This window comes from Haloquadratum walsbyi J07HQW2 (assembly GCF_000415985.1).
Taxonomy (GTDB): domain Archaea; phylum Halobacteriota; class Halobacteria; order Halobacteriales; family Haloferacaceae; genus Haloquadratum; species Haloquadratum walsbyi_B.
In genome coordinates, this window is record NZ_KE356561.1 from 161,777 (window position 1) to 185,214 (window position 23,438).

The 23,438-nt window shown below is 44.2% G+C and carries 19 protein-coding genes; 8 read left to right on the forward strand and 11 right to left on the reverse strand.

Going from position 1 to position 23,438, the window contains the following annotated elements; translation table 11 throughout:
• Positions 1–41 precede the first annotated feature (41 nt).
• Complete coding sequence (locus J07HQW2_RS00870) at positions 42–350, reverse strand: hypothetical protein (RefSeq protein WP_021053275.1); 309 nt, start codon at positions 348–350, stop codon at positions 42–44.
• A 437-nt stretch (positions 351–787) separates the two neighbouring features.
• On the opposite strand from J07HQW2_RS00870, the gene J07HQW2_RS16910 reads away from it, so the two are divergent.
• The gene (locus tag J07HQW2_RS16910; RefSeq protein ID WP_303703847.1) at positions 788–940 is read left to right on the forward strand and encodes a hypothetical protein; all 153 of its coding nucleotides are present in this window, start codon (positions 788–790) and stop codon (positions 938–940) included.
• A gap of 373 nt (positions 941–1,313) precedes the next feature.
• Entirely contained in the window at positions 1,314–1,568 is a 255-nt protein-coding gene (locus J07HQW2_RS00875) for a hypothetical protein (RefSeq protein ID WP_021053277.1), read from the forward strand.
• 760 nt (positions 1,569–2,328) lie between these two features.
• Here J07HQW2_RS00875 and J07HQW2_RS00880 read toward each other — a convergent pair.
• Positions 2,329–2,622 carry a hypothetical protein gene (locus J07HQW2_RS00880; RefSeq protein ID WP_048075045.1) on the reverse strand — a complete coding sequence of 98 codons (294 nt, stop codon included), beginning with the start codon at positions 2,620–2,622 and terminating at the stop codon, positions 2,329–2,331.
• Between the two features lie 2,959 nt (positions 2,623–5,581).
• Here J07HQW2_RS00880 and J07HQW2_RS00890 point away from each other — a divergent pair.
• Complete coding sequence (locus tag J07HQW2_RS00890) at positions 5,582–6,220, forward strand: class I SAM-dependent methyltransferase (RefSeq protein ID WP_021053280.1); 639 nt, start codon at positions 5,582–5,584, stop codon at positions 6,218–6,220.
• Between the two features lie 2 nt (positions 6,221–6,222).
• Here the strand turns inward: J07HQW2_RS00890 and J07HQW2_RS16915 are convergent, their stop codons facing one another.
• Complete coding sequence (locus J07HQW2_RS16915; RefSeq protein WP_021053281.1) at positions 6,223–6,375, reverse strand: pentapeptide repeat-containing protein; 153 nt, start codon at positions 6,373–6,375, stop codon at positions 6,223–6,225.
• Between the two features lie 1,452 nt (positions 6,376–7,827).
• On the reverse strand, positions 7,828–8,868 hold the full coding sequence (locus J07HQW2_RS00900; protein WP_021053282.1) for an isocitrate lyase/PEP mutase family protein: 1,041 nt from the start codon (positions 8,866–8,868) through the stop codon (positions 7,828–7,830).
• Here J07HQW2_RS00900 and J07HQW2_RS16920 point away from each other — a divergent pair.
• Positions 8,867–9,001: a hypothetical protein gene (locus J07HQW2_RS16920; RefSeq protein ID WP_303703848.1), complete on the forward strand. Its 135-nt coding sequence runs from the start codon at positions 8,867–8,869 to the stop codon at positions 8,999–9,001. The two genes, J07HQW2_RS00900 and J07HQW2_RS16920, sit on opposite strands and share 2 nt — an antisense overlap.
• Positions 9,002–9,100: 99 nt before the next feature.
• On the opposite strand, the gene J07HQW2_RS00905 is transcribed toward J07HQW2_RS16920, so the two are convergent.
• Together J07HQW2_RS00905 and J07HQW2_RS16925 are read right to left on the reverse strand one after the other, a co-directional pair.
• The gene (locus J07HQW2_RS00905; protein WP_021053283.1) at positions 9,101–9,412 is read right to left on the reverse strand and encodes a hypothetical protein; all 312 of its coding nucleotides are present in this window, start codon (positions 9,410–9,412) and stop codon (positions 9,101–9,103) included.
• A 703-nt stretch (positions 9,413–10,115) separates the two neighbouring features.
• The gene (locus J07HQW2_RS16925; RefSeq protein ID WP_303703849.1) at positions 10,116–10,268 is read right to left on the reverse strand and encodes a hypothetical protein; all 153 of its coding nucleotides are present in this window, start codon (positions 10,266–10,268) and stop codon (positions 10,116–10,118) included.
• A gap of 86 nt (positions 10,269–10,354) precedes the next feature.
• Here J07HQW2_RS16925 and J07HQW2_RS00910 point away from each other — a divergent pair, with 86 nt between their 5' ends.
• Positions 10,355–10,681, forward strand: a complete 327-nt coding sequence (locus J07HQW2_RS00910) for an IS200/IS605 family accessory protein TnpB-related protein (RefSeq protein ID WP_048075048.1) — start codon at positions 10,355–10,357, stop codon at positions 10,679–10,681.
• A gap of 831 nt (positions 10,682–11,512) precedes the next feature.
• Here J07HQW2_RS00910 and J07HQW2_RS00915 read toward each other — a convergent pair.
• A complete protein-coding gene (locus J07HQW2_RS00915) occupies positions 11,513–11,755 on the reverse strand; it encodes a PRC-barrel domain-containing protein (protein ID WP_021053287.1) in 243 nt (80 codons plus the stop codon).
• Between the two features lie 84 nt (positions 11,756–11,839).
• On the opposite strand from J07HQW2_RS00915, the gene J07HQW2_RS16930 reads away from it, so the two are divergent.
• A complete protein-coding gene (locus tag J07HQW2_RS16930) occupies positions 11,840–11,992 on the forward strand; it encodes a hypothetical protein (protein ID WP_021053288.1) in 153 nt (50 codons plus the stop codon).
• A gap of 613 nt (positions 11,993–12,605) precedes the next feature.
• Here the strand turns inward: J07HQW2_RS16930 and J07HQW2_RS00925 are convergent.
• The 4 genes from J07HQW2_RS00925 to J07HQW2_RS00940 all read right to left on the reverse strand — a co-directional run bounded on the left by J07HQW2_RS00925 (position 12,606) and on the right by J07HQW2_RS00940 (position 20,639).
• Positions 12,606–12,920, reverse strand: coding sequence for a hypothetical protein (locus tag J07HQW2_RS00925; RefSeq protein WP_021053290.1), 315 nt, complete (start codon positions 12,918–12,920; stop codon positions 12,606–12,608).
• Complete coding sequence (locus tag J07HQW2_RS16935; protein WP_021053291.1) at positions 12,917–13,048, reverse strand: hypothetical protein; 132 nt, start codon at positions 13,046–13,048, stop codon at positions 12,917–12,919. Before J07HQW2_RS16935 ends, J07HQW2_RS00925 begins: the two co-directional genes overlap by 4 nt.
• 114 nt (positions 13,049–13,162) lie before the next feature.
• The gene (locus J07HQW2_RS00930) at positions 13,163–13,855 is read right to left on the reverse strand and encodes a hypothetical protein (RefSeq protein WP_021053292.1); all 693 of its coding nucleotides are present in this window, start codon (positions 13,853–13,855) and stop codon (positions 13,163–13,165) included.
• 2,143 nt (positions 13,856–15,998) lie between these two features.
• Positions 15,999–20,639, reverse strand: coding sequence for a hypothetical protein (locus J07HQW2_RS00940; protein WP_021053294.1), 4,641 nt, complete (start codon positions 20,637–20,639; stop codon positions 15,999–16,001).
• Between the two features lie 167 nt (positions 20,640–20,806).
• Here J07HQW2_RS00940 and J07HQW2_RS00945 point away from each other — a divergent pair, with 167 nt between their 5' ends.
• Entirely contained in the window at positions 20,807–21,445 is a 639-nt protein-coding gene (locus J07HQW2_RS00945) for a DUF5828 family protein (RefSeq protein WP_021053295.1), read from the forward strand.
• An 892-nt stretch (positions 21,446–22,337) separates the two neighbouring features.
• A complete protein-coding gene (locus tag J07HQW2_RS00960) occupies positions 22,338–22,730 on the forward strand; it encodes a hypothetical protein (protein WP_021053297.1) in 393 nt (130 codons plus the stop codon).
• Positions 22,731–23,438 lie beyond the last annotated feature (708 nt).

Here is a 23,438-nt window from a genome sequence, read left to right on the forward strand (position 1 = left end):
AATTGGAACAATAATGAGTCCTAACAAAAAGAAATTCAATGTTAAGAGATTAATGATAGACAATGCTTTTTTCCAACCATCCAGTATCCGGCTGGGCTAATCAATATCCCGACAATCATAACAGTTAGCTTGCTTTTGGCTGCGACCTTTTCCAATTCATACTGCCTTCGCTCACTGAGTTCCGAAGTGTCATTATCGCTCCGGTCACTGTGCTCAGGTGTTTGGCTAACCCCACATTCTGGGCAAATCTCTGCCTGTTTTTTTATTACTGAGCCACATTCAGTACAGAATACCTCATCTGCTCCCCGCTGTTGAACAGAGTCGGACTCGGTTATTGTATCTTCACTCACATTATCGACCTGCTGTTATCGATATAAAACTTTACTGCTGACATAACGGCTCCCCATCAACGTGTCTGAGATACTTCCGATGATCCACAGGAATATCATCATATACGAACTGGTGGATTCCTTCGCCAGATTGTGATATTTCTGCGTAGGTATCCAGTGCTTCGAGCCCCACACAGGTCGGGTGTATTTCCCCGGTCTCTGGATTGACCTGTTAATAATACTCATAACCTGGTGGTCGCCGCTTTCTTTTTTCCAATTTAACTTTCGATTCCTCGTGTAGTATTATACTAACCTAGGTGGTCGGTGGTAACTCAAGAATCAAAGTCCTGAATATCGCCATTCGGACGGGGGACTGTATCCTTTCACACACAGACACAGGTCCGGTCTTTTTTTACTCGGTATTGTTCATCATATGTAGCTGGGGGTTTCCCGTGACAATGGATGGAAGATCACTGTTATCACTACTGTCAGCTCTGTTAGTCGGTGGTTTCATACTTGTCGAACCATTCAACCGTGGATTATTGATTGTCGGTATCCTCATGCTCGCTACTGCTGGCATTTGTGATCTTCTTAATTTCCGTGCTGAGTAAACTGTGACACTGTCCCGGCTCACTTGCACGGAATCCGCTGGAAGGGTGATCTTGGCACAAGTCCGGGGCGAAATACGCAGAGAGAATACAAGATCTCGTTTTACACATCGGGTGCACGTTTGAATGTGCAAGAGTCTCGGATTGAACCGTACCGTGCCCCCAGATCACGGGGCACCCTTCACCCCTGGTCATAAACAGAGTCGCACATGATCGAGTGAGTCACCACAAAAACCATGCCGATACAGGAGGTTGTGCGAAAAATGCGTATCAAATCAACCGATGGCCGGGAACAGTTTGGGAGAATCTGTGTGAAGCAACCGATGAGTAAGCACGGAGAAAAGCACTCGATGCAGCTGCGAGATATTATCTGAAGATGCGTGGCGGTGTGGAAGCATATGGTCGAGGTGACGTGCAACGGTTACTTGATGCAGCCGAAGAGCACGGATCACTCACGGCGCCGGAGATTGCTGCGATACTCGGTGAGCGGGAGCTGGTGCTGGTGCTGGTGCTGGTGCTGGTGCTTCCGGTGAATATGAGACACGCTCATCGGGTGGCAAAGATTAACCCCGAAGTTAGTGATATGTCAACGTGGTCGTGTTGGTTATACCAGAAGGTCCCGAATGTCTAATTTCTAACTTCGGAGTACCATTGTTTTTAATTACAGATTAAAAATAGTCCCGTGCAGCGATATAGATCGTCACCGGCAGACTACGATGGCGATGACTGTGTGACAATGATGTTGGGACTTCCATCCCCAACTTCAAGCTAAGTTATTCTCCGATGAACACATGGGAACTTTGTTCGAAGATGTAACGCTTATATTAGTGACTACGTGTGCTAATGCTTGTCGATGTGTCAGATAACCCCGAAGTCAGTGGCGGTGAATGCGAGCATCATCTCAAGCAGGAACCCAATGTCTGATACCTGACTCCGGAGTATCACGTTCTTTGATTATAGATTAAGATAAATTTTGTGTAGTCTCACGTTGCAGATTGCAGCCATTCTCGATGAGCGGAAGCTACCCGGTGAATATGAGACACGCTCATCGGGTGGCAAAGAATAACTCCGAAGCCAGTGATATGCGAAGGTATGCATTGATTAGAATTTGTGATTGAATGAAATGACAGTTCCTGACTTCGGAGTATTATTATTTTTGATTAGAGATTGAAAACAGTTCCGTGCAGCGACGTAGATCGGGACTGCCGACGAGATGTGATAGACACGGACTTCTGCAAGACAACGATGCGTCACACTCGTTATGACGGGCGTCACACCCACGATGATCAGTGGTGATATTGTAGCAATCCAGATGATACATACTATCTGTACAAACACAGTAGATTCTCGCCGATCCTGTGGCTGTCAGTGATCAGTCTGAACTGAGCTGATTATGTCGAGACCCAGTAAGCAGTCAATAGAATAGCTAATCTAGCTATGAGTGTCGTTGAGATACTGAATCCAGGAGAATCAATCTCTTGGGGTTCAGGTGTCGGTATCGCTGTCGCTGTCGTTGTGGCTGTGGTCGTGGTATTGTTCTGCTGTGCGGTCACAGTTCTAACCGAACTGAGACCTGAAATGCTCGCGATGATCAGGACCGTGAGCACCAGTCTCGCCGTGAGAGCTGAACTCGGTCGTTTCAGTGTCACATTTGAGCGTCTCTCTTCGTCCAGTCCATTATTCATTTGTGCCCTCAGCAAAACACAACTGAGATAATCGCTTCAGTATTTCAGTTATACAAATTATTGGGGTTATGTGTGAGGCTACAATCCTGTTTCATTATCGTAGAAGGAGGATATTATACAACGGTTCACATACCCACTCTTTACTCCAAGATCCGCTCAATACGGGATATTAAGATATTAGTGGAATCAGATGACACAATTTTGCGGGAATGAATTATCAGAAGGTGGTAAAAATTATTTCATCTCTATTCGTTTTACTTGTCGGTGTGATACTCCTTACCAACCCAGTGTCAGGCTACTCACAAGTACTTCCTGGCGGTGTATTTGAACTGACATCTGGAGGGTTTCTCTTGACTAGCGGTCTATTGTTATACCAAATTGGGACTACTACAGAGTAAAAGTAAGCATACCTACTGAATAGACATTTCACTCTCTTCAGTTCGAACATAACTTCTTGTGAGGACTTCTATGACACCCTCGATTGTATCGACAGAGATTACTGAACACGGGAAGGTATCCCTCACCGTCGCTGATCTCCGTACTGAGGTAGTAACCGCTCAACAGTCTCACCAGTAAAAAAGGGTGTCAAAATAGGACTATGCTTCGATTAAGTACTGTCCTCTGACGGCTATCCCGTCGCCCCTGCTGACGACGTCGACAGAGTCCCTTCGACCATCCGTTGATACGTCTGAGAGTGTTCATGAAGGACGAGCATTTTGCCATGCTTTGAGTTGATGAACCTGAAGGCGTCCTCTGATAACGATTCTAATACCTCTGCAGCTCGACAGTGCTGTTTCCAGCAAAGCGACTCGTCTTGATCAGCTGAGAGCAATTCCAATGGACGATCCGATGAGTTGACGACAATCCCCCTCGGAGTGGAAGAACCCCGGTCATTGATATGTGTGAATACTGAGATTGCCCGCCGAGCACTCGGTGAATCAATCACTTCATCGAGATTCTCTGACGAGATAACTGCTCGATTGAGGTCAACTCATGCTGCTGGATGCCGGTGTTCCCTTTCCCGTTCCCGTCATCGGGGGAGGACTATGACTTGTATCGGCGGAAACCTGTTTCATGAACTGTTGAACACGGTGTAGATTCAGTTTCGTCTCTGCCCTATGCCCCCCTTCCTGCTCTCTGTCTCTCTTCTTCAAGCTGCTCAATGCGCTTGGACTGTTGATTGATGATTTCCTGCAACTCGTCTTGATCTTGGTCTTGATTACTCTCAAGATCGTCAATCCGACCGGACTGCTCGGTAACTGAGCTGGAAAACGTGTGCCAGTCGAGAGAGATTCAACGCGTACCCCCACCCCATCCAAAGACCATCGGAGTGAGTAGTCGCTCATCTTCTGGATTCCAGAATCTTGCCTTCACCTTTGACAGCGTCGGCATTCTCAAGTCGTATGGAAGTCCGAGGAATCGACCTTGCAGGGGTTCATTCTGTTCGATATGTCTCTCACTCTGTGTCTGTGAGCAGATTGCAAAGAGTCATTCTGGAGTTCTGAGTCTGAGATGAGATGAGATGAGATGAGATGAGTCGACTGTCTTGGTGCAAGTGTTAGGAGTGAGTTGAATTCCCTGGGATCGAATCTACCGGAATTGCAGGGTCCCAGCTTGTACATTGTGGACGAATGTCGAGCATGTGTCCGTGTCGACAGATAGCTCATGACTGTTAATCACGCCTAGTGGAATTACATCACATCAGGGAGATCGATCCGGATAACTGGCATGCGAGAGCGCTGAGCTGGTCTGTCCGAACGGAATGATGGATTGGTTCTCGTGTGAGCAATCGGGAAGCGCTCGTCAGTCGCAAGAAAGTTTATATTGAGACGAATGTGGAGAGGTCTGATGTCTTTGTCCTGGCTTGAGACGGATCCGTCGGGGTGATGACAGGTTACTCGCAGTGATCTAGGCGCTCGGTTTCATACTGAGAATATCAGGAGATTCAATATGACCGTGTATAATACGCTCGTAGCAAGGGAACCCACAACAAACACAGTTATTCGAACTATCCGAGCAATCATATCAGCCTCTATTCTGTCACATACGTGCTCATCTGCAAGATATTGTAGCATGAGACCGCCCGCTGGAGCAACAACTGCTAAAAAGAGATATGATATTTTCTTGATCAGGGATCATGATATCTCTTCGATTGTCATAGCTCCGCTTGTGTACGTGATACCCTTAACGGATCCTTGTATCGGCTGGGTTCGGTTTGAAGCATCTTAGATCGATTCTCCGCGATCTGTCAGTGTTGATGGCACCAGCACGAGACACGCAGATCCACGATCATGCATACATACACATGACGAGCCGGAGCCGGGCGAGCAAACCCAACTCCGACAATGGAAACGCTCCGGACAGGAATCCGATTATGGACTGCAGACAGCCGAGTCCCCACCGAACAGTCGGGTTGCGAATGAGAGCTTTCCCGATACCATCCATAGAAACATCATCACCTCACTCGAGTCACAAATCGTTCGTCAGCACTCGTCTGTTGAGACATAATTCGCGTGATTTTGATACCAGGAAGATAATCAGTCCACTGACTGCGGTCTCCATGGTCTTTGGATATGCAATACGCTGACGGAAGCGCTTCCGGATTTCGCGTGGCTCTGATAGAATCCAGATTCTCACTGAGCTGTTGAGATGAGCTTCGAACCAGTGTGTAGAGTCCAGAACGGAACTATGTGAACCATCCGTTGTTATCTAAACAGACGCCGTATCTATGGGTCAGCATATGAATTCTCAACTCACCTTATTACTGCCTCGCCTAACCGGGGTATGTTTAGAGACTTTATTCCGTCACCACGGCGCCACCGTTGCTAGTTGTAACTCTTGTTGAGATAACCGATTGATTCAGCATCATGTCAGACGACGACAGTCGTCTCCGTCTTACTTTACTCACCTCACGGTTTTATTCAGTTTCAAGACACTCAGTCAGTAAGAGCACGTCAGTATGGTTGACAAGGAGGCAGTCCTAGATGGCTACGACACCGTCGCAAGAGTATATACTGAAGAGCGATCACGCAGTCATAAAGAACGCAAAGCGCTGTCTTCGCTTCTAAATTTCCTGTCGCCAGAGTCGCGGGTTCTCGACGCCGGTTGTGGTGGTGGAAAGCCATTTCTTCGACAGTTGAGCAGCCAATTCCAGCAGACGATTGGACTGGATTTTTCAACAAAACAACTCGAGATAGCTGCCTCGAACGCCCCCGAGGCGACGCTCCTGTGTGGCGATATGACCCGGATTCCATTGACTGATGGGTGTGCCGATGCTATCCTCGCGTCCCACTCACTGATTCATATTCCGTCGGACACACATCAAACAGTCATTGACGAGTTTGCGCGGGTTCTCCGTCCTGGTGGTCGATTACTCGTATCTGAGGGTCTTCAAAAGTGGGAAGGGACGAATATCAACTGGCTGGACGCAGGCGCTGAGATGCAGTGGGACATCGCCGGCGCAGAGACAACTCGAGCGCAACTGGAGACAGCAGGATTCCACATCCAAACCGAATACGGCGCTCCGAATACCCTTCCTGAGGATGAGGATGAGGAGGCAGGTTGGATTTTTTTCGAGACAACGCTCACCCAATCGTAGTATCAGTGCATCGCCTGGATTCGAGTACTGAGATTAGTATCGCTAAAACTGATGTTCGAGAGGTTCGCGCCTGTGAGGTCGGCGTTTGGTTGGATATCTGTTGGTGAGACTTTGTTGCTGTTTGGAATCGAGAATTCGTCCTCGTCGTGAGGCATTACTTTGTGAATGTGGCTTTTCAGAGTATCTATTCTGAGTGAACTATCAGTTTGCTTATACGTAGATACAGGCTGTGCTCAGTTGTCGGATAGCTAGCTGATCACCGACTCGTTGGGTCGTCTGGCTATACGGAGTTTTTTGATCAATTGGAGCTATAATTGCATAGAGTAGTTGAGTTAGTTGTGTGAGTACAGTGGAGACACTCATGAGTGATTAGTTCCCGAAGCCGGAGGATGGAATGGAATAGAATGGAGATATAACACAAACCACTTGCCGTCTCTGCGGATGATAGCAGACGCCTCGCGTGGGAGAAACAACTGGAAAGCGGAAGGCGTCCGTCACCGAATCTGCCACACTATGACAATTGCCAACTGGTATCGCTGTTGGCGTAGGCGGACACGACACGGAACAAATCAAATAATCGATAGGACACAGTTGATCTATGCTACACCCGCGAGAGTGTTCTCCCACTGAGAGGCAATAGTCACCGTCACTGGCAGACTACGATGGCGATGACTATGACTATGACTGTGTGAAAACGAACTGATGTTGGGATTTCCATCCCCAACTCCAAGCTAACTTTTTCTCCGATGAACACATGGGAACTTTTCTCGAAGATGTAGCGTTTGTATTAGCGACTGCGTGTGCTAATAATTGTCATTGTAGCAGATGAGCCCGGACGTGAATCTCGTATTCGCGTTTTGGACGTTACCGGTAACCGGTCACTTCGAGAAAAATAAGGGCGCTATCGCTAGTTGCGAGGGCGAGCCACCCATATATACTCTCAATCAACGGGACGCGACGGGCATCGGATATGACTGTGCTCCTCACAGAGGAGTGAACTTTATATTGTATTTTGTCAAAAACACCAATGGCACGATAGAATATATCGTGTTACGTAGCGCCATGAGGTATTCCCCGGATTATTGCAAATCCTGACTCATCCAAAGTAGTTCCCCAATAATCCGGAAAAGCCCTCACAACAGTGGACTATCACGTCTCTATACATTAAAAATAAGTGCATAATCAGAGAATTATATCAGAATTGTCTTGCCAATATGGGACTTATTTTCGAATAAATTTCAATATCGAAATATATCACTTTCGAGAAAGAAAGTTCGACAATATTACGAACGATACACCTCTCAACACATGATAAATTCTCAACGGCTGTATGTACCCTCATATGCCGAGTGAGTTGTGTAAGGACAGCAGATTATCCCTAGTCCTGGACTTGGAGGTCTTGATCAGCCTGGATCGAACGTGTGGAAACCCTATATCTGCGGTGACAGAAGTGGCTTTGTCATGCGATTCAGTGCCACTCGATCAGAGGGGGACATGTTCTCCAGGTCGACGAACTTCTCGTGAATACGCGACATCACGAGACCGGGGGAGACGTAATCGTCCGGGGTCCTCTTGCTCGCTGGATCGGTCGGGGGGCCGGTCCTCAATTAGTCGTCGCCCTCCGAGGCGGTGATCGGGTCGCTTTCTTGATTGGTGAACCCCGCAGACTCCTCCTGACGGGCTCGTGCCTCGGGATCGAACTCTGCTTCCGTGTCCTGATATCGGGGGACAAACGAGAGTTCGTGGTGGCTCTCCGTTTCGTGACCGAGATACCGGTCTTCTAACTCGATTTGGGCGGTTTCGTCGTTTTCTGCGATGTTTTTCATATCCTCGTACACTGCATGGGCCCCAGAGTGGAGCCCGTACAGCGTGACGAAGATATACTGATAACCAAGATCACCGAGTTCCTCGAACGTCAGCGGGTCATCCTGCTCACTCCAGGCAAACGACGATGAGTAATTGAACGCGAGATCCAGATCGGGATGCGTCTCGTGAATTGTCTCTGCGTAATCGATTGCGTCCTCGCGAGACGGGTCCGGCATCTCCGGCCAGACGAGGTCGACGCCAGCGTCGGCATAGATTCGACCACGTTCGAGATGTTCATCCCAGTCACCGTTTGCAGAGCCATAAGCATCAGTTCGCGCGATAATCACGGTGTCTGTGCTCTGCGTGGCGTCGACGGCCGCTTCGAATCGTGACCGTGCTTGCTCGCGAGATGCGATCTGCTTGCCAGCGATATGCCCACAGCGTTTTGGCGAGGTCTGGTCTTCAATATGGACTGCGGCGACTCCTGCTTTCTCGTATTCGCGAACCGCTCGGCGGACGTTGTGGACGCCGCCGTACCCGGTATCACAGTCAGCAATAACCGGCAGATTTGTTGCTTCCACAATCTGCTTGGCGTTGGTCACCATCTCGCTCATCGTCACCATTTCCAAATCGGGGAACCCGAACTGACCAAGAACGGTCGAATAGCCGCTCATGTAGGCAGCGTCGAGCCCTGCCATCTCCGCAAGGCGAGCATCGAGTGCATGATATATGCCCGGCGCGAAAGTATAGTCTTGCTCCGAGAGTAACTCACGGAGCTGTCGTCCGGCTGGATTGTCGATATCTCTGGTGAAAACGTCGTCGTCGAGTTGGTTGGGATGCATGGATATTATTCAGTGGGCGTGTTATCAGGCGATTGATTCGTGTGAGCCGGTGGATGAGTCTCCGCCATTCTTGACCATTCGAGCGAATGCTGTCGGGCTGACTGCCGAGTTAGCGCTGGATCGTGGCACGTGAACGACAGCCAACGCCGTCGAGTCGATCTCGTCGATGGGGAGGCTCTACTGGCTCCGTCAGCTATCTCTGGGTGCTGGTGGCTTCGAATTGCGTCTGTGATCACTCGTCACCTCCCTGTGTGTAGCGAGTCAAGCGGAGGTCCGGCACGAGCGGAGCATCACGCTCAGCGGCAGTCGGTGGTGGAGTCGGGTGAGTGTGCGTCTCATGGTTAGTCTGTAACGACACCGATCCATTCTCTGGGGGGGAAGCCATCGGGACGAGTGGCGCCCCCGCCTGTTCGGTGATTGGTGTGCGCCCTGGGATTACTTGAGGGGAAGTATCGGCAGTCGATGTCTGCTCAGTCGTCACACGTGTCGTTCGATTCGGTGCTTCGGTGGTATTGGTGTGCGTCGTGTTATGAGGTGCTGTCATCGGGTTTTCTGGGTCGCCGTAGTGATTGTCTGTGGGTCGTTTGTGTAGTGAGCCGCTTGGTGTCTGTGTACAGATACGAGCATCGTAATTGACAAATCCATGTGTTTGCTAATAAATATAACGATAGATAATGATGATGTCCCCTGTAAATATATCATCGATCAATGTGATTGTAAGATACATGCCAGATCATTTGATAATGGATATGCAAGAGAGATTGCAGCTCTCAAAGAAATGATAGGGTTGAATGAGTGACTCAGCACATGACAAATTAACAACTGCTGTATGTATACTCATTCGCCGAATTGCTTGTGAGGAGACAGCAATTAGAAATTTGATATAAAAGCCGCCGGACGGCGTGTTTTTGCAACATTCACAGTGACCAACATACCAGAATAGCCTGTTTTGCAGTCGTATATCGCCGTTGTGTCACTTGCGAAGAGCAACCGAGCACAACAGGTCACTCTCTGGAGTAAGGCATAGAGTCGACTCCCCGGACTGCCGAGAATGGTTATACAGTATTGTACGAACTCGATTGTTGGCGCGAGTGTCTCTGGAGCAGGGGTACGTGATCGACAGGGACGCAGGGATATCTGAGTATTCTTATGTAACATCTGCCTTTCTCACAAGACGAGTTGTTACATAAGGACTGGTATGTAAGTAATTAAGACGAACTTTGGATCCAGTATACAGAGTCGTTCATTCATCGACTTCTCTCACTCGGTGTCCGAGTCTTGCACGCCATCCGGGAGGTCGGCGTCCGCTCGGTGAGGACGACAACAGCCGCGTAGACCTCCTGATCTCCGACCGGTGCCAGCACCTCATTCGGGAGTTCCTCGGTTGCAAGGAAGCCCACGTCGGGACGTCACAGTTCGAAGATCACTGTCTCGACAGCCCTCGGTACGGCGCGATGGGCTGCGACAAGGTAGAGAACACGAGTGCGTGAAGCATCTCCTGCATTCCGTCGCAAACGAAATCGCAGAAGAAGCCGTTGAACACGATTGTGATGGCATCATCTTCGAGAAGCTCGATGGGATTCGAGACCGTTTACCGTACGCTGACTGGCACTCACTGTGGGCGTTCCGCAAACTGAAACAGTTTGTCGAGCACAAGCCAGAAGAACACAGTGTGTTCGTGGATATGATGAATCCACAGAATACGAGCAAGCGGTGCAACGAGTGCGGGTGCGTCCATGACGGGCAACCATCACCGAGACGAGTTCGAGTGACAGTGCCAGCGCCAGCGATGTGGAAAGCAGAACCACGCTGACTACGACGTTGTCTCCAGACGACGTCCGACGGGCAGCAAAGTCACGGCGTGACTTTGCGACGGCGAAGAACATAGCACAGCTGTGCCTCCTGGGGGGGTCATCAGCCGTCTCGGAAGAGGAAAATCAGTCAATATGCTCTAGCCAGGGTCGAGGACACCGAGTTGAGAGATACGCTTCACACCCACCGAACATGGGTTAGAGGAAGGGGTCACTGACGAGCCCCACCCTCAACGAGCGATCCAGTTACGACGAGCGAGATAGGGTGGGGTCGTTGACTGTATAATTTAGCAAGAACTTCCTCATCTCGCCATGGAAAATCAGTAACTCCGATAGATGAAGAATCGTGTCGACATAGTCATCGAATATGTGTTATTACTCCAGGTAATTAAGGGTCAAAATTATCTATTAACTCGATATATGACATCCCTGAATTCCACTGTGACTGTAACTCTGAACGTGTTTCCTCAGGGATGTTATTCATATCATTACACATACGTATTAACGGAAAATTCATGTATAAAATTACTGTCAAACTCCCCAGTGTTCGACTCTCTTTGTCTTCAAGATGAGCTTATATTTGCATGAAAGTATCATGACCCATCTGATATGAAGAAAAATAAGACACTAATCAATATCTCAATTCTGATTGCAGAATGTAACGGAAAGTCAGCAGATTATGAGATCAATCTGAGTTATCCCCTCGATTTAGATAATTTCGACTCAGATGTTCGATATATCATCTAATAATATCTCTGTCCGTGTCCCTGCAAAATTCGATAAAGGATTTCAAACGAAGTCGAAGACCCGGTCTATCCGGCTATCTAGCGTAATCAGTCAATAATAACATAGTCTTTGACTGAGGAGACACGATTAACAGGTATCTGATAATGACCTTCATCGTTAGTTGGAAACTTGTGACGATTTTTTGTTGGTGTTGGAGATCGAGGATTCACAAGAAGCGATTTCATATCACCTGTTCGCGGATCAACAGAAATATTATGTAACGTTCCAATTTCACTTCCTTCACAGTCTATTACACTCTTATCTGCGAGCTTTTGTCCTAATTGATACATTACCAGTAATTGTACCGTAAGTACATTTAAATATTTTTACGAAATCAGGAATGAGTTTAACATACGTCGCACAAATCTCTAGATATGAGTACACAATTACAATCACAGTCACCGATAGGAGATGTGATTACAAACACACTCTACACGGATTCGGATATTCCAACAAAGGTTCTTGTTGTATCGATTGTAACAACAAAAATTGGTAGAAACAATACAGACATATGTATTCTTGAATAACACCTACTGCTCTACGCTGAGATAAAATGTCTCCCATCTAAGAGAATGCCATTTATTAGCTGAATATGAAATTGAGATTGAGCATTGATTACGGTCGATAATCGTCTTAACGTCTTCAAGAGCTTCATTAATCGTAGAATTCTTGCTAACATATACACGATAATCTCCGTCAATAGCAAATAGCAATACGACAACTGAATCGCTGTAAGGACCCAATAATTGAAAGACTAATTCAGTCACTGAGAGAGCTAGTGCGATGCTACCTACAAGTAAACATAACATACTATTACTAACTTGATCAGAACGAGAAGGACGAATATTGGACAGAGATGTTGCGAATATATTTTGTCTCAAGATGAGCAGACAGAGTATAATAGACGTATCCACTATTTTCATCACTATCTTGTAGTTTAATTGTATAATACGAAAGTGGGTTTTTTAACCGCATCTTCAAGTGCATCTTTATTCCAGAAATAATTCCATGATTCGATAGTTGAGTAATTTGCAGGAGTGTATGTATCTCCACATCAATATCAAATAATTTCGTGAGAACCCTCTGCTGTTGCTCACTAGATAATATGACTTTTGAATCTGACACGTGAGCTAATGAAGATTATTTTTCGACAGGAATATTACACTCTTCAACAAGCTCATCAAGACTAATCACGGATCGAACCCCTTTTGTCCGCTGATTTGTTGATTGGTTAAAAATATCATATGATTGAAGTCGCTTAATGAACGTTTGTGTTTCAGCCTCCGGGTACTGATGAGTAATGCGACAATCATCGATGCAACTCATGACAAGCCGAGCCGCTGGATAAGTTAAAATTTCGAGCTGAAGATCATCAAACCTCGAATGTTGCAAAATATTATCTGTTGCTGATTGTGAGATTGGACCTGTCTGTCCTTCGTTGATAGCGGAAATCACACTCTCTGTGCTGCAGCATTTTTCACTGTATCATCGAACAATCGCTCTCTTGCAGTTGTCTCTACCACTTCTTTTGCTTGCTGTAAAAACGGATATTTGGCAATAAACGGATGAATAACACCAGACATACCTATGATATTGAAGGGTGATCTATTCTATTCTGTTCTGTTCTGTGCACTGATATATACCTTGCTAGTGATTCTATCATAACGATACCCGCACAGTCACAATATCGTATAGTCTCAAGTTAATTCTGTATAAATATTCGTGTGTGTTAGGGTCTCGTTCTCAGTTATTTGAACATCATAATATAGAATTAGTCCATTTTCAAGAACCACTGCATCTCCTATTTCTTTTGAATCTTGGGTCAAAACAGTATATTCATATATCGTCCGATCTTCCCCGTTGACAGTATAACCGCTGTCACTCGTTCCTTCAAATTCTAACTGAACAGAGGTGATCTGTAGTGGATCTGTCTGTGCGTCTCCATCTATAAGTGCAATTTGCGACAACTTGTTTCCAGACGACTCTATATCTGAACTATAATATTGAATTACTTCTTGTCCGTTGATCTTTAGATAACTAAATTCATCTGCACTCACAGAATACTCAAATGTTTGAGTCAGCGTCTCTCTGTCACTCTCGTCTCGAGTTGAATCTACAGGATATGAAGTCTCATCTACCTGAGTAACAACTGCATCGATAGAGACATTATGTTTTGTTGCATTGACTTCGAATTCTCGTAACAACTGCTCAGAGGTTAGATTCTTAAAATCTATTTCAGAATTTGGACTATCTACTGAGGATTGAAACCCTCGATCTAATAGCGTGGCTGTTGTTGACGTACCGCTGGCAACAATAATCAATCCACAAACTACTGCAATAATTGCTATTGCTATTGCTAGTGTTATCTTTTCTTTAGATGTCAGATCCATATAACTAATCTATTCGTATAATCTATAAATTTTATGTCATTAAAAGATAGTGTGAATCAATATTCTATTCGATATGAATCTCGAGTAGTTTCACACTAATTGGATAGTACAAGTAACTGTGAGGGATCTCATTTATTATTGTTCTTTGTGCGTCCTTCATCTTTTAGATATCCCCAAACAGCTGCATATACGTCATCTGCTTGATTTCCATGATTGTCTGTAATTGATGGATTCATATTGAAATCAACGTCATCATCGAAGCCATTACATGCCGGTGGTTTCTCTCCTCGTGTGGAAATTGAACTTACAGAATCACCATAACATCCTCCATCTCCATAGTAGACTCGTGAAGATCCTTCTCCTATGTCACCGAAATCATCTATGGTTAGAACCTTGTCGGGACACTCTTTATCAATTATTTCCAACTTTTTGGCATCTGTAATTGGACCACCAAAATATTCAATCACACACTGTGCCTCAGTTTGAGAAGAACTTGATCTTATTCTGACAAACTCTTCCGAGTAAGGGTTGTATGTGAGTCCGATCGGTGGTCGATTTGCATTCACCTCTAATGTTACGAACGCACAATTACCTCTGAAGAGTGCCCCATTGAAATTACTTATACGTCCATCTCCTGTCTTTTCATCTCCAAACACTCGGTACGAGAATGTGTCCTTATTTACTCCAACACCTCCATTTGGACCCTCATCTGAAACATCAACACAGTTTGCAGCTTTCAAGATTGCAACATCATTTATTTCTTCATCTCTCGCAGAAGCAGATCCATCTCGACGGTAATCGGGGGAATCAGATGACGCATTTCCAGAAACTACCGGTGGGGTAGTGTCATAAATAAAATCAATTTCTTTTCGCTCAGTCTTATTATTTCCGTGCCAATCGTATACTGTTGAAGTAATGGCTCCTCCTATCTTGTATCCTCCTTCGATTGGTATTCCTTCAGAAAGAATATTGAGATCTTCTTTGTTAGCTCCAAGTTGTTCTGCTTTGACAGTCACTGCAGAATCAGATATGTTAGTGTCATACTTATCATCTGAGACCGATTTATAAGCCCAATCATAATCACCAGGGTCATCAGGATCTTTTACCCTGGTTTTCTCTTTTGTTGTTATCACTCGGTCTGAATTGCCCTCTTTGAATACAGTTGTATCTTTGAAACACGATCGTCGAAGATTGGTATTCTGTGCACAATTTCGAAGGAGTTGTATTCCCGGTTGTCGAGTAAATACATCAGCATACCCAGAATCGCTAGCTCTGTAGTCACCACTACCCCTATTAGGTGCCCCAAAGTTCGAAGCCCCTCCACCGAGCCATCGAGCGAATATGTTTTGATCTTTTGAACATCCGCCAAATACTTCGCTCGTTAATGATGTGCTGTATATATTACAAGCAACGCCGATTGCTGGTTCACCACTATCTCCATAGTCAACAGTCTCAGCATCTAATAATATATCATGTCCAGACCACTCGTCTGTCGAGACAAATAGGGAATCAGGATTCTTTGATTCTTCCCACCAGAACGTTTTGGCGTTACCGACAACCCAATCAATCCGTCCAAAGATTTGACTGTACCCTGTTTTAGCATCAAATAGACTTCCCTGTTCTAATTTGAACTGACTGACTGCTGGATCAGTATTGTCATGCTTTACTTCAACGTCTCGTGTATATGTCTTTGAATTTTGGCTGAAATCCCAGGCAGTGTAATTTAATGGCTCAGTACGTTGGCGATCTTCCTCGGATGTCTCGAAGACTTCATTATTTGGATATTCATTAAATTGTATACACTTTTTATCAACACCATCGATACGGAGTTCATCATTAAAGTTGTCCCATAGCGCTGATTCAACTCCAATTTGATTATCGTATGTGCGCACTTCTGCACAGTACTCTACACCCGGATACTCAAGTCCAAATGGGAGTCCTGTATATCTATGCCAGACGGGAGTTCCGCCAGCAGTAGCATCTTTTTCAACACCAGTGAATGTATCTTCAAATGATACATATGGGTCTTCATTATCAGGTCTAACAGTTACTATTTTTTCAGAGATATCCGTATTTGGGTCACCATCTGAGTACAACGAGGCATTAACGCCATATGCTGGATCATCAGATGTTTCTAAAGAGATTATGTATCGACCTGCTTCATCAAATCGATTAATAACACCATCTCGACCATATCCTCGGTTGTGGTACTCTTTGCCAGCAGACCAGCAGTAGTTTCCGTTGCATACTGAATATCCCCCATTTGGAATATTGACGGTTTTATTAGTAGCAGAATCAGAATCAGAGAATCTGTCGTAGACTCGTGAATTCTCCATTCATATTTTGAGATACGAACGTTGTCGACTGATTGCTTACCTGTTGCTGAGATACTTCCACCTTCCCATATGGTGAATGGATTGGAACTTACACGTTGGTCACAACTCCGAGATCCAGATTTACAATCAAATTTGACACGATCTGAGCTGATGTACGATGCAGGGTCTGTAATATCTAATACCTTGACACGCTCATGTTGATACCGTGGTGCAAACCCAAGCACCTCATACATTGGAAGTAGGGGCTCAGCAGATCCAAATGATGTAATATCTTCATTATTCGATCGGTGTGGTGATGCACGTGATCTATATACTCCAGGTTCGGTGAATGGAAGATCAGCGTTTAATGATCCAATAGACTCGGGACTAATTGTCATTGCTTGATTGTTCCAATATGACGTTCTTGGTAATCCAGAGCCAGGGTTAAATAATTCTACCTGCCCTGGAGATTGGAACCGGCTCGAACCAGTACATGGACCGATATAACATGCTCCTGACGGATCTGATACAGCATCAACGTCCACATTTCCAAGAAGTGTTCCTGAGACACCTCCAACGTTTTTCCAAATAGCAGCAATGTCTAACTGTTCTTGATCTTCAGTTCGACAATTTACAACTCTATCAGGTGTTGACGGATTATATCCTTCACATTGCTCATTAATGACCGAATCCATCTCAATTCGCTGTGAGATGAAATCTTCCCATAACTCAATGTTTACATCAACACTCATCGCATCTTGCTGTGATTCATACCCTGGTTGTGGATTCGTCTGTCGAATATAATCAGGTGTTGTTCGGACCTGAACTTCGATATTGTGAACTCCATAATTGTTCTCATTATTTGAGATTACAACAGGAATATCAACATACTGGTACTCATAAGAGTCTAAATGAATCCCAGCAGTTCCGACAGTCTGAATGTCCGGTAATCCCTGTTTTCCAGTATCAGTTACAACTCGAACACGTGCAATTCCGGTCTCTGCAGTTCCGTTATTTGCAATTAACGCTCTAACAGACATTCGTCGATTGTCTTCCGATGGATCCTTCTCTGAATTCAGTGGAGCATAAATGAACTGTGTAGAACTAAATGTTGGAAGTGAATTTGCTGGCAACTCAATAATATCATGTTCTGTTGCGTAGTGTCCAGCTGACCAATATTGTGAATCTGTGAAGCTATAATATGGGTATCCACTTGCATACCATTCTCCGTCTTCAATTGTATACTTGTCAGTAGTTCGTTTCTCAACCTCTAATGACATAATCTCCATCTTATAGATCCGAACCGGAGAGCGCATCGTATGCTTAAGCTCATTGTACACAAACTCAGATTGTTGAGCAAATGGATGAACTGTTGTCACAGAAATGTCCATTGTTGCTTCTGTTGACCCATACGGTGATCGTGGTCGATCACTTTCTCGCTCCGGTCGAGTCGGATACGATGGAGAGTAATCGTATGACTCTCTATCGAGGAAAATCGTCTTTTGTGCGCCCACTTCACTCTCACGAACATTTCCACCAGCCGTTTCCGGAATGGTAAATTCATCACTCCATTCATCTAATGATGTTTTAAATCGTGCTGCTCCGTCAAGATCACCGATATTCTGAACAACAACACGCGTATCAAAGTTCTCGTGAATGAGCCAATTATCAGGGTGAATTATCTCAACAACTTCAAACGTTGCAGGTTGAAATACGTATACATTAATTTCTTCAACGAGTTCTGTACTTACCAATTGCTGTGACTGTGTTGATTCGTCACGAGACATCGCTGGATTTTCAACGGAGCTACGACGATCAGAAACCGCTGTGCTTGATGCTGTCACACTTCGTAGATCTTCTGGACTTGTTCCGTCTGTGATATCAAACACTCGCACGATGTGATTGCCATACTCGTAAGGCTTCCAGCTGTGTTCAATACTCAATCTTTCAGTTGATTCAGGATCGAGCGTGACCCTCTCTTTTCCAATAGCCTTCACCTCGCCAGTGTTTTTATTAAAATCATAAACCCCTAGAGTCCGAGTGACTCGAAGATCACCACTGTTCTCGACTGTTACCTCGAGATACATCGGATCTCTTGGTCGATAATCATACGTTTCATATCGATCGTTGATTGATCCAACAACGTCAAACTGAGCATCAAATGTTGCTGGCTCAAATTCATATGAATTGTCGAATGCTCCAGGTGGAATATCTGCACTCTCTGTGACTATTTCCTTTGAGTTGATTTGAATATTGGATTCAAATAAAAGTAAAATGCCATCGTGTGGCGTTTCAAACTGAATGTAAAGTTCGTTATTTTCGGTCAGATATCGCTGCTCCTTTGTGGTCAGCTTAATCGTATCCTTCGTGATGCCGACAACGTCAGTACTGGTTGATCCATATGGATTCGTATCATAATCTGCTGAGACAGTCGATTGAAGTAACCGTTCACGACTCTGTAATTCAATCGGATCGATAACACGTCCAAATTTATCAGTAATTGTTAAATCAACTAATTGCCCATTCTGACTTGTTTGCAATGCGTACGCAATGTCAAGTGATGCATCAAATGTATCAACATCACCACTTGTAGGGACACCAATGTACGATAATCCGATATTAAATCCGTCATTTCTGGAGTCAGACTCAATAACAGCAGGTTGTTGTGTATTATCGATTGTTAGCCCTCTGATATTGGTAAAGTCAGTCATTTTCCCGAGTCCAGCTCGCATCGGTGGAATCTGACCGTTTTCAAATACTTGTGAGTCAGTTAATGATCCATCAACAAATCTATTTGGCGCGGTGTAGGTCTCTTTGACACTATAGCTTTGTTTTGCCGAGAATATCTGTCCTGATTTATCAAACGTGACTGATTTATCAGGACTACTGGAATCATCAGGATCACCTGTAGAAGCATCAGATGACTTGTCAGAGCGTGGTGTTTGAATTGTGAAGCCAACATCATCTGTAATGTCTGAATACTCACCAGTAAGTCCAAACAAGATGTTTCCAGAGATTATTGCAACGGGTATCTCTCTACCATCCTCTGTGACAATATCTGATTTTACATTAGTTATCATAACTGTGTCTGTCATTTTGATTCCATCAGGGAGTCGTGTCACTGAATAATCCACAGTTATGTCATCAGGCGTTGTTTTGGATGAAAACCCGCTCAAAGGAGGCGTAATTGATTTTAATCGGATAGTGTGTGCTCTTGAACTATCCTTGCAAAAATCCTTATCAGGCTGTATTTGCACTGAATCTGGAAGTGCTAACCGGTCGGTATTTATTCGGACACAATGAGAAACAGGCTCGTTAATGATAATTTTGGTTGTGGCTGTCTCAACTTTGCCTGCAACAGACACTTGAGCTAATGATACAATCTGGCGAGGTTTCTCTGGTGCGGTAAATGAATATGTATTATCATTTTGCCATGAAGACCATCCTCTGGAATTACTCGATTTAAATCGATACTGAACGTCACCTGATATTGTTGATGTCGTTGAAAAAACAGCTTCAATATTAATGTTACCTCCAGACTCAACGGTCGGTGTCGACGAACGAAGTATTAGATCAATGGAATCTTCAGTAAATCGCTGTTTAAATACAGTTATACTAACAGGAACCTCATTTCCAGCTGAATCTTCGACGACAAGGGTGATTGAGCCAAGCATAGCACGAGTTTCTCGAGACTCTATTCGATCACCAGAGTTCAGTCCGACTGGAATAAACTCTCCTGATCCCGCTGTAATACTTCTATCACAGTCAGATGACGGCTTGCCCTCTGAAGATTCACTTTCTTTATTACAAAGAAGATTTCCGGAGTCATCTATCCAATCTCCGTTCGTTGAGCGCACATGATAGATTAAATCATCACCCTCTGGATCTTGTGCTCCAGGGAATTGAATACTATCAGGTGAATCAGTGAAAATTTCTCCTCTAATCGAACTCACATCTGGTGGTTGATTTTCAAGCGCAAATGTATCAGATGTGTATTGAATGTAAACAAGTTCAGACGAACACATGACTTCTCCAAAAACACAGTTTTCGAATCGATATGTGTATTTGCCAATGACGTATCCATTATCAATAACGTCTCTATGAACAGATAATTGGGTTTGTAAGACTGTGAACACGCGTTCCTCTGGTTGTGACCCAATGAATTGTGCACTGGATGAACCTAATCTGGTACCTGAAGAATTCGTGATTGTATATTCGACATATTGAAGATCATCTACTGAACATGAATCAAACGATGTTTCTTGACAGGCTTCATCGATTATACTCGACTTTGGTTCCAGATTAACGACAACATTGTTTGCGTTTCCAGGCTTTTCAGACACAGAAAATGCAATCTCATCACCGGAAGTAAACGTCTGAGCACTTGCCGTTCCTATGATGAATACTGCAGTCAATGTTATAAGAGCTAACATAGCATACTTTGAAAAATGATTAAACTGAGAACTCATTATCCTATAGTGTCATTTCTTTTACTAGTATGTATCGCTCTATTTAAACTGTCAACTGAATTATAGTAAAGTATAGTATAATCTGTATAGTACAGATCCACAAATAGAATTAGTAATAAAATGGAAAAGTTATAAGAACTAAGACAGAGGCTATACGCTCAAGGATTATGAACTGCTCCACTTTATCTATCAGTGAAACAGGAGATTGGGAAGATCTTGTTATTTTTGGTGAACACGTAAGTATGATTTTATTTGATGAGGAAAACGATTCCACAAGCAAAGACCTAGCAGAACACTGGGAGTATTGGCGTCCAAAGGATTCAGAATCTCCTCAAGATATTTCAGACAAAACTGTTGAGCCATACTCAGAAACGTCAACAGCAACTAAAGAAGAAGCCAAAGAAGAACTACAAAAGGTGAAAAAACCAGCACGGGATAATATACTCAAAGCAGCTATTGAAAAGCTATCACACTTCACCACTGCGATCAAGCTTGGAACAATTACAGCAGCAACCAAATTTGAAACATCCCTATACACGCACTTAATGTTCAAATTTTCACCATGGTATTTTAATTCAGAAGAACTAGTGGGATCACTCGACAAAAAATACAATCCACGTAATGAAAATACACAGTACATATTGACACTCAATATTAATGAAACGGAACTAAGAGAGACCATGAAACAAGCACTCAAGAAAAACGTGAAGAGTTCAGATGCAGCTGAAAAGTTAGAACAAAGTGATGAAGTACAATCAGAATCCGATACAAATAATTCACATCCTCAAACAGCAATTATTAAATGAGTATAAATAACGAATCGGCGACATACTCTGCTATCGCTCCAGTGAGGACGGGGGCTTCCGTGCTTTCGTATTATATTTCTGCTTCTATAACGGTACTTGCAAGCGGTATATCTCGATGATACGTACCCACAACGGTTCCAGCCTGAACAGACGCTGTGATTCGGACTGTCCCAGTCATAATCGGTAGTGACGAGATTGATTCAGACTGACCGTGGTTATGATCGCACTCTAAGCCAGTCTCATGAGTAGTATTCGTCACAGACTTTATAGGAGTATGTGCCACCCATATTCTATTGTGTTTGGTGTACAGCTGTATCCCATCACCTCCCTACTCGTCAGCGAAGCTGAGTTAGCCCTGTTATCATTAAACTTGACTCAATCATAATGCTGTTTCACAAGATGAACACATGTAGTACTCATGCCCAACAAGCGGACGTTGACTATCTTTCCGTTTATATCGTGTGTATATGCTATCTTCACAATTAGTATATGAACCAGCCTGTATCGCTGTTGCATCGGCATCCGACTCATTATTCGATGATAATACGATATAAACTGCGCTGTCATCGAATTTACTAGATGATTGATGCGGCTGTTCAATATTACCAGAGAGATTCACCGGACATGATGGACAATTTATGATCAGCGGTGATCAATTCAGTATCACTGCTCCTGAAGCCTCCATTTCCCGCTAAGATTGCCAGGTATAATCGTTTAATCCACACGCGTTACAAGTAATACTAAATGAAGGATTATCGTATCTTTGTGTGATGTCTTCGAAGCTTCTCACGGGTATATTTACACAGTATACTATACTGTACATTCTGGTTTTTGATTATGTCAGATGAATACAAATACACTTATACACAATATACAACATTGCAGTAAATACATGACAGCCGTTTCACTCTCAAAGGAGCGTACAGAAACTACACATACAACCTATTATATTGATTACTGGATTGTATCGGCTTATGCAACGCCAGTACCGAGGTATAAAGAAGTCGACGATTCATTCATATACGTTGTATTAACACAGGATGATTCAACCACATTCGATATAACCACGCTTGAGTCAATTGCCAGGGAAGCACTGAGTGAACACAATGAAATATTGGTTGCAGATGATATTATTGATTCTGTAGAAATTGTAATCGAGATTAATACAACCCGTGAAGAGATCACTAACAATCACTCACACTGTGGTTTTCCCGTTAACCCATCTCAGTTAGAGCTTTATGCAACAGTTGGTGGTTTTATCGATAAGCTCGAGCGACACAGGTAACCGAACTTTTTGTCGGAACCTCTCTTCGAGGATCTATAACTTAACTGACGATCTAGCTGATCAAGCCGTTGATACACCCTATTGGAATCTGAACCGGAGCAGCAGCTCAACATCAAGTTCAGACTCAGACTCAGACTCAGAATCTGATAATAGCTCACAGAACTCTCTCGAAGAAGAGACCCCTTCAATTACTGATGACAATAGATTCAGTGATCCATCCAATTCTTCATTAGAAATGAACAGCCGCACACAATATAACTTGAATAAAAATGTGCCATTTTCCTGGAGGGATCGTGGGCAGTCTGCTCTCGAGGACTCTGATGCGAAAGTTATTCATTATTCGTCACAAGTCGAATTGTCAAATGTTTTCCCGTACATCATCGGACGGCAAAATATAACGACTGGATTAGAAAATGCGGGAGTGCTTGTTAGATCTGAGTAAATTAAGCACTTGAACAAGCAGTCACTGATGTAGGAAAGTATTTCCAATCTGGGTCATGTCATAAATAAGACTATTATGAAACCGCTCTTACAATCGCTCTTTGGCATCATAATGAAGTTCTTGCCCCTCTGTCTGAATTAGGTCATGGAATGAGTCTCAGAAATCAGCATTAACTTAATTTTTTATTGAAGTAGCTCAGATACCTCTGATGACATAGATATTCGAAGGGGTATCTCAGAACGATACCCCGGGGCAAGGACAGTACT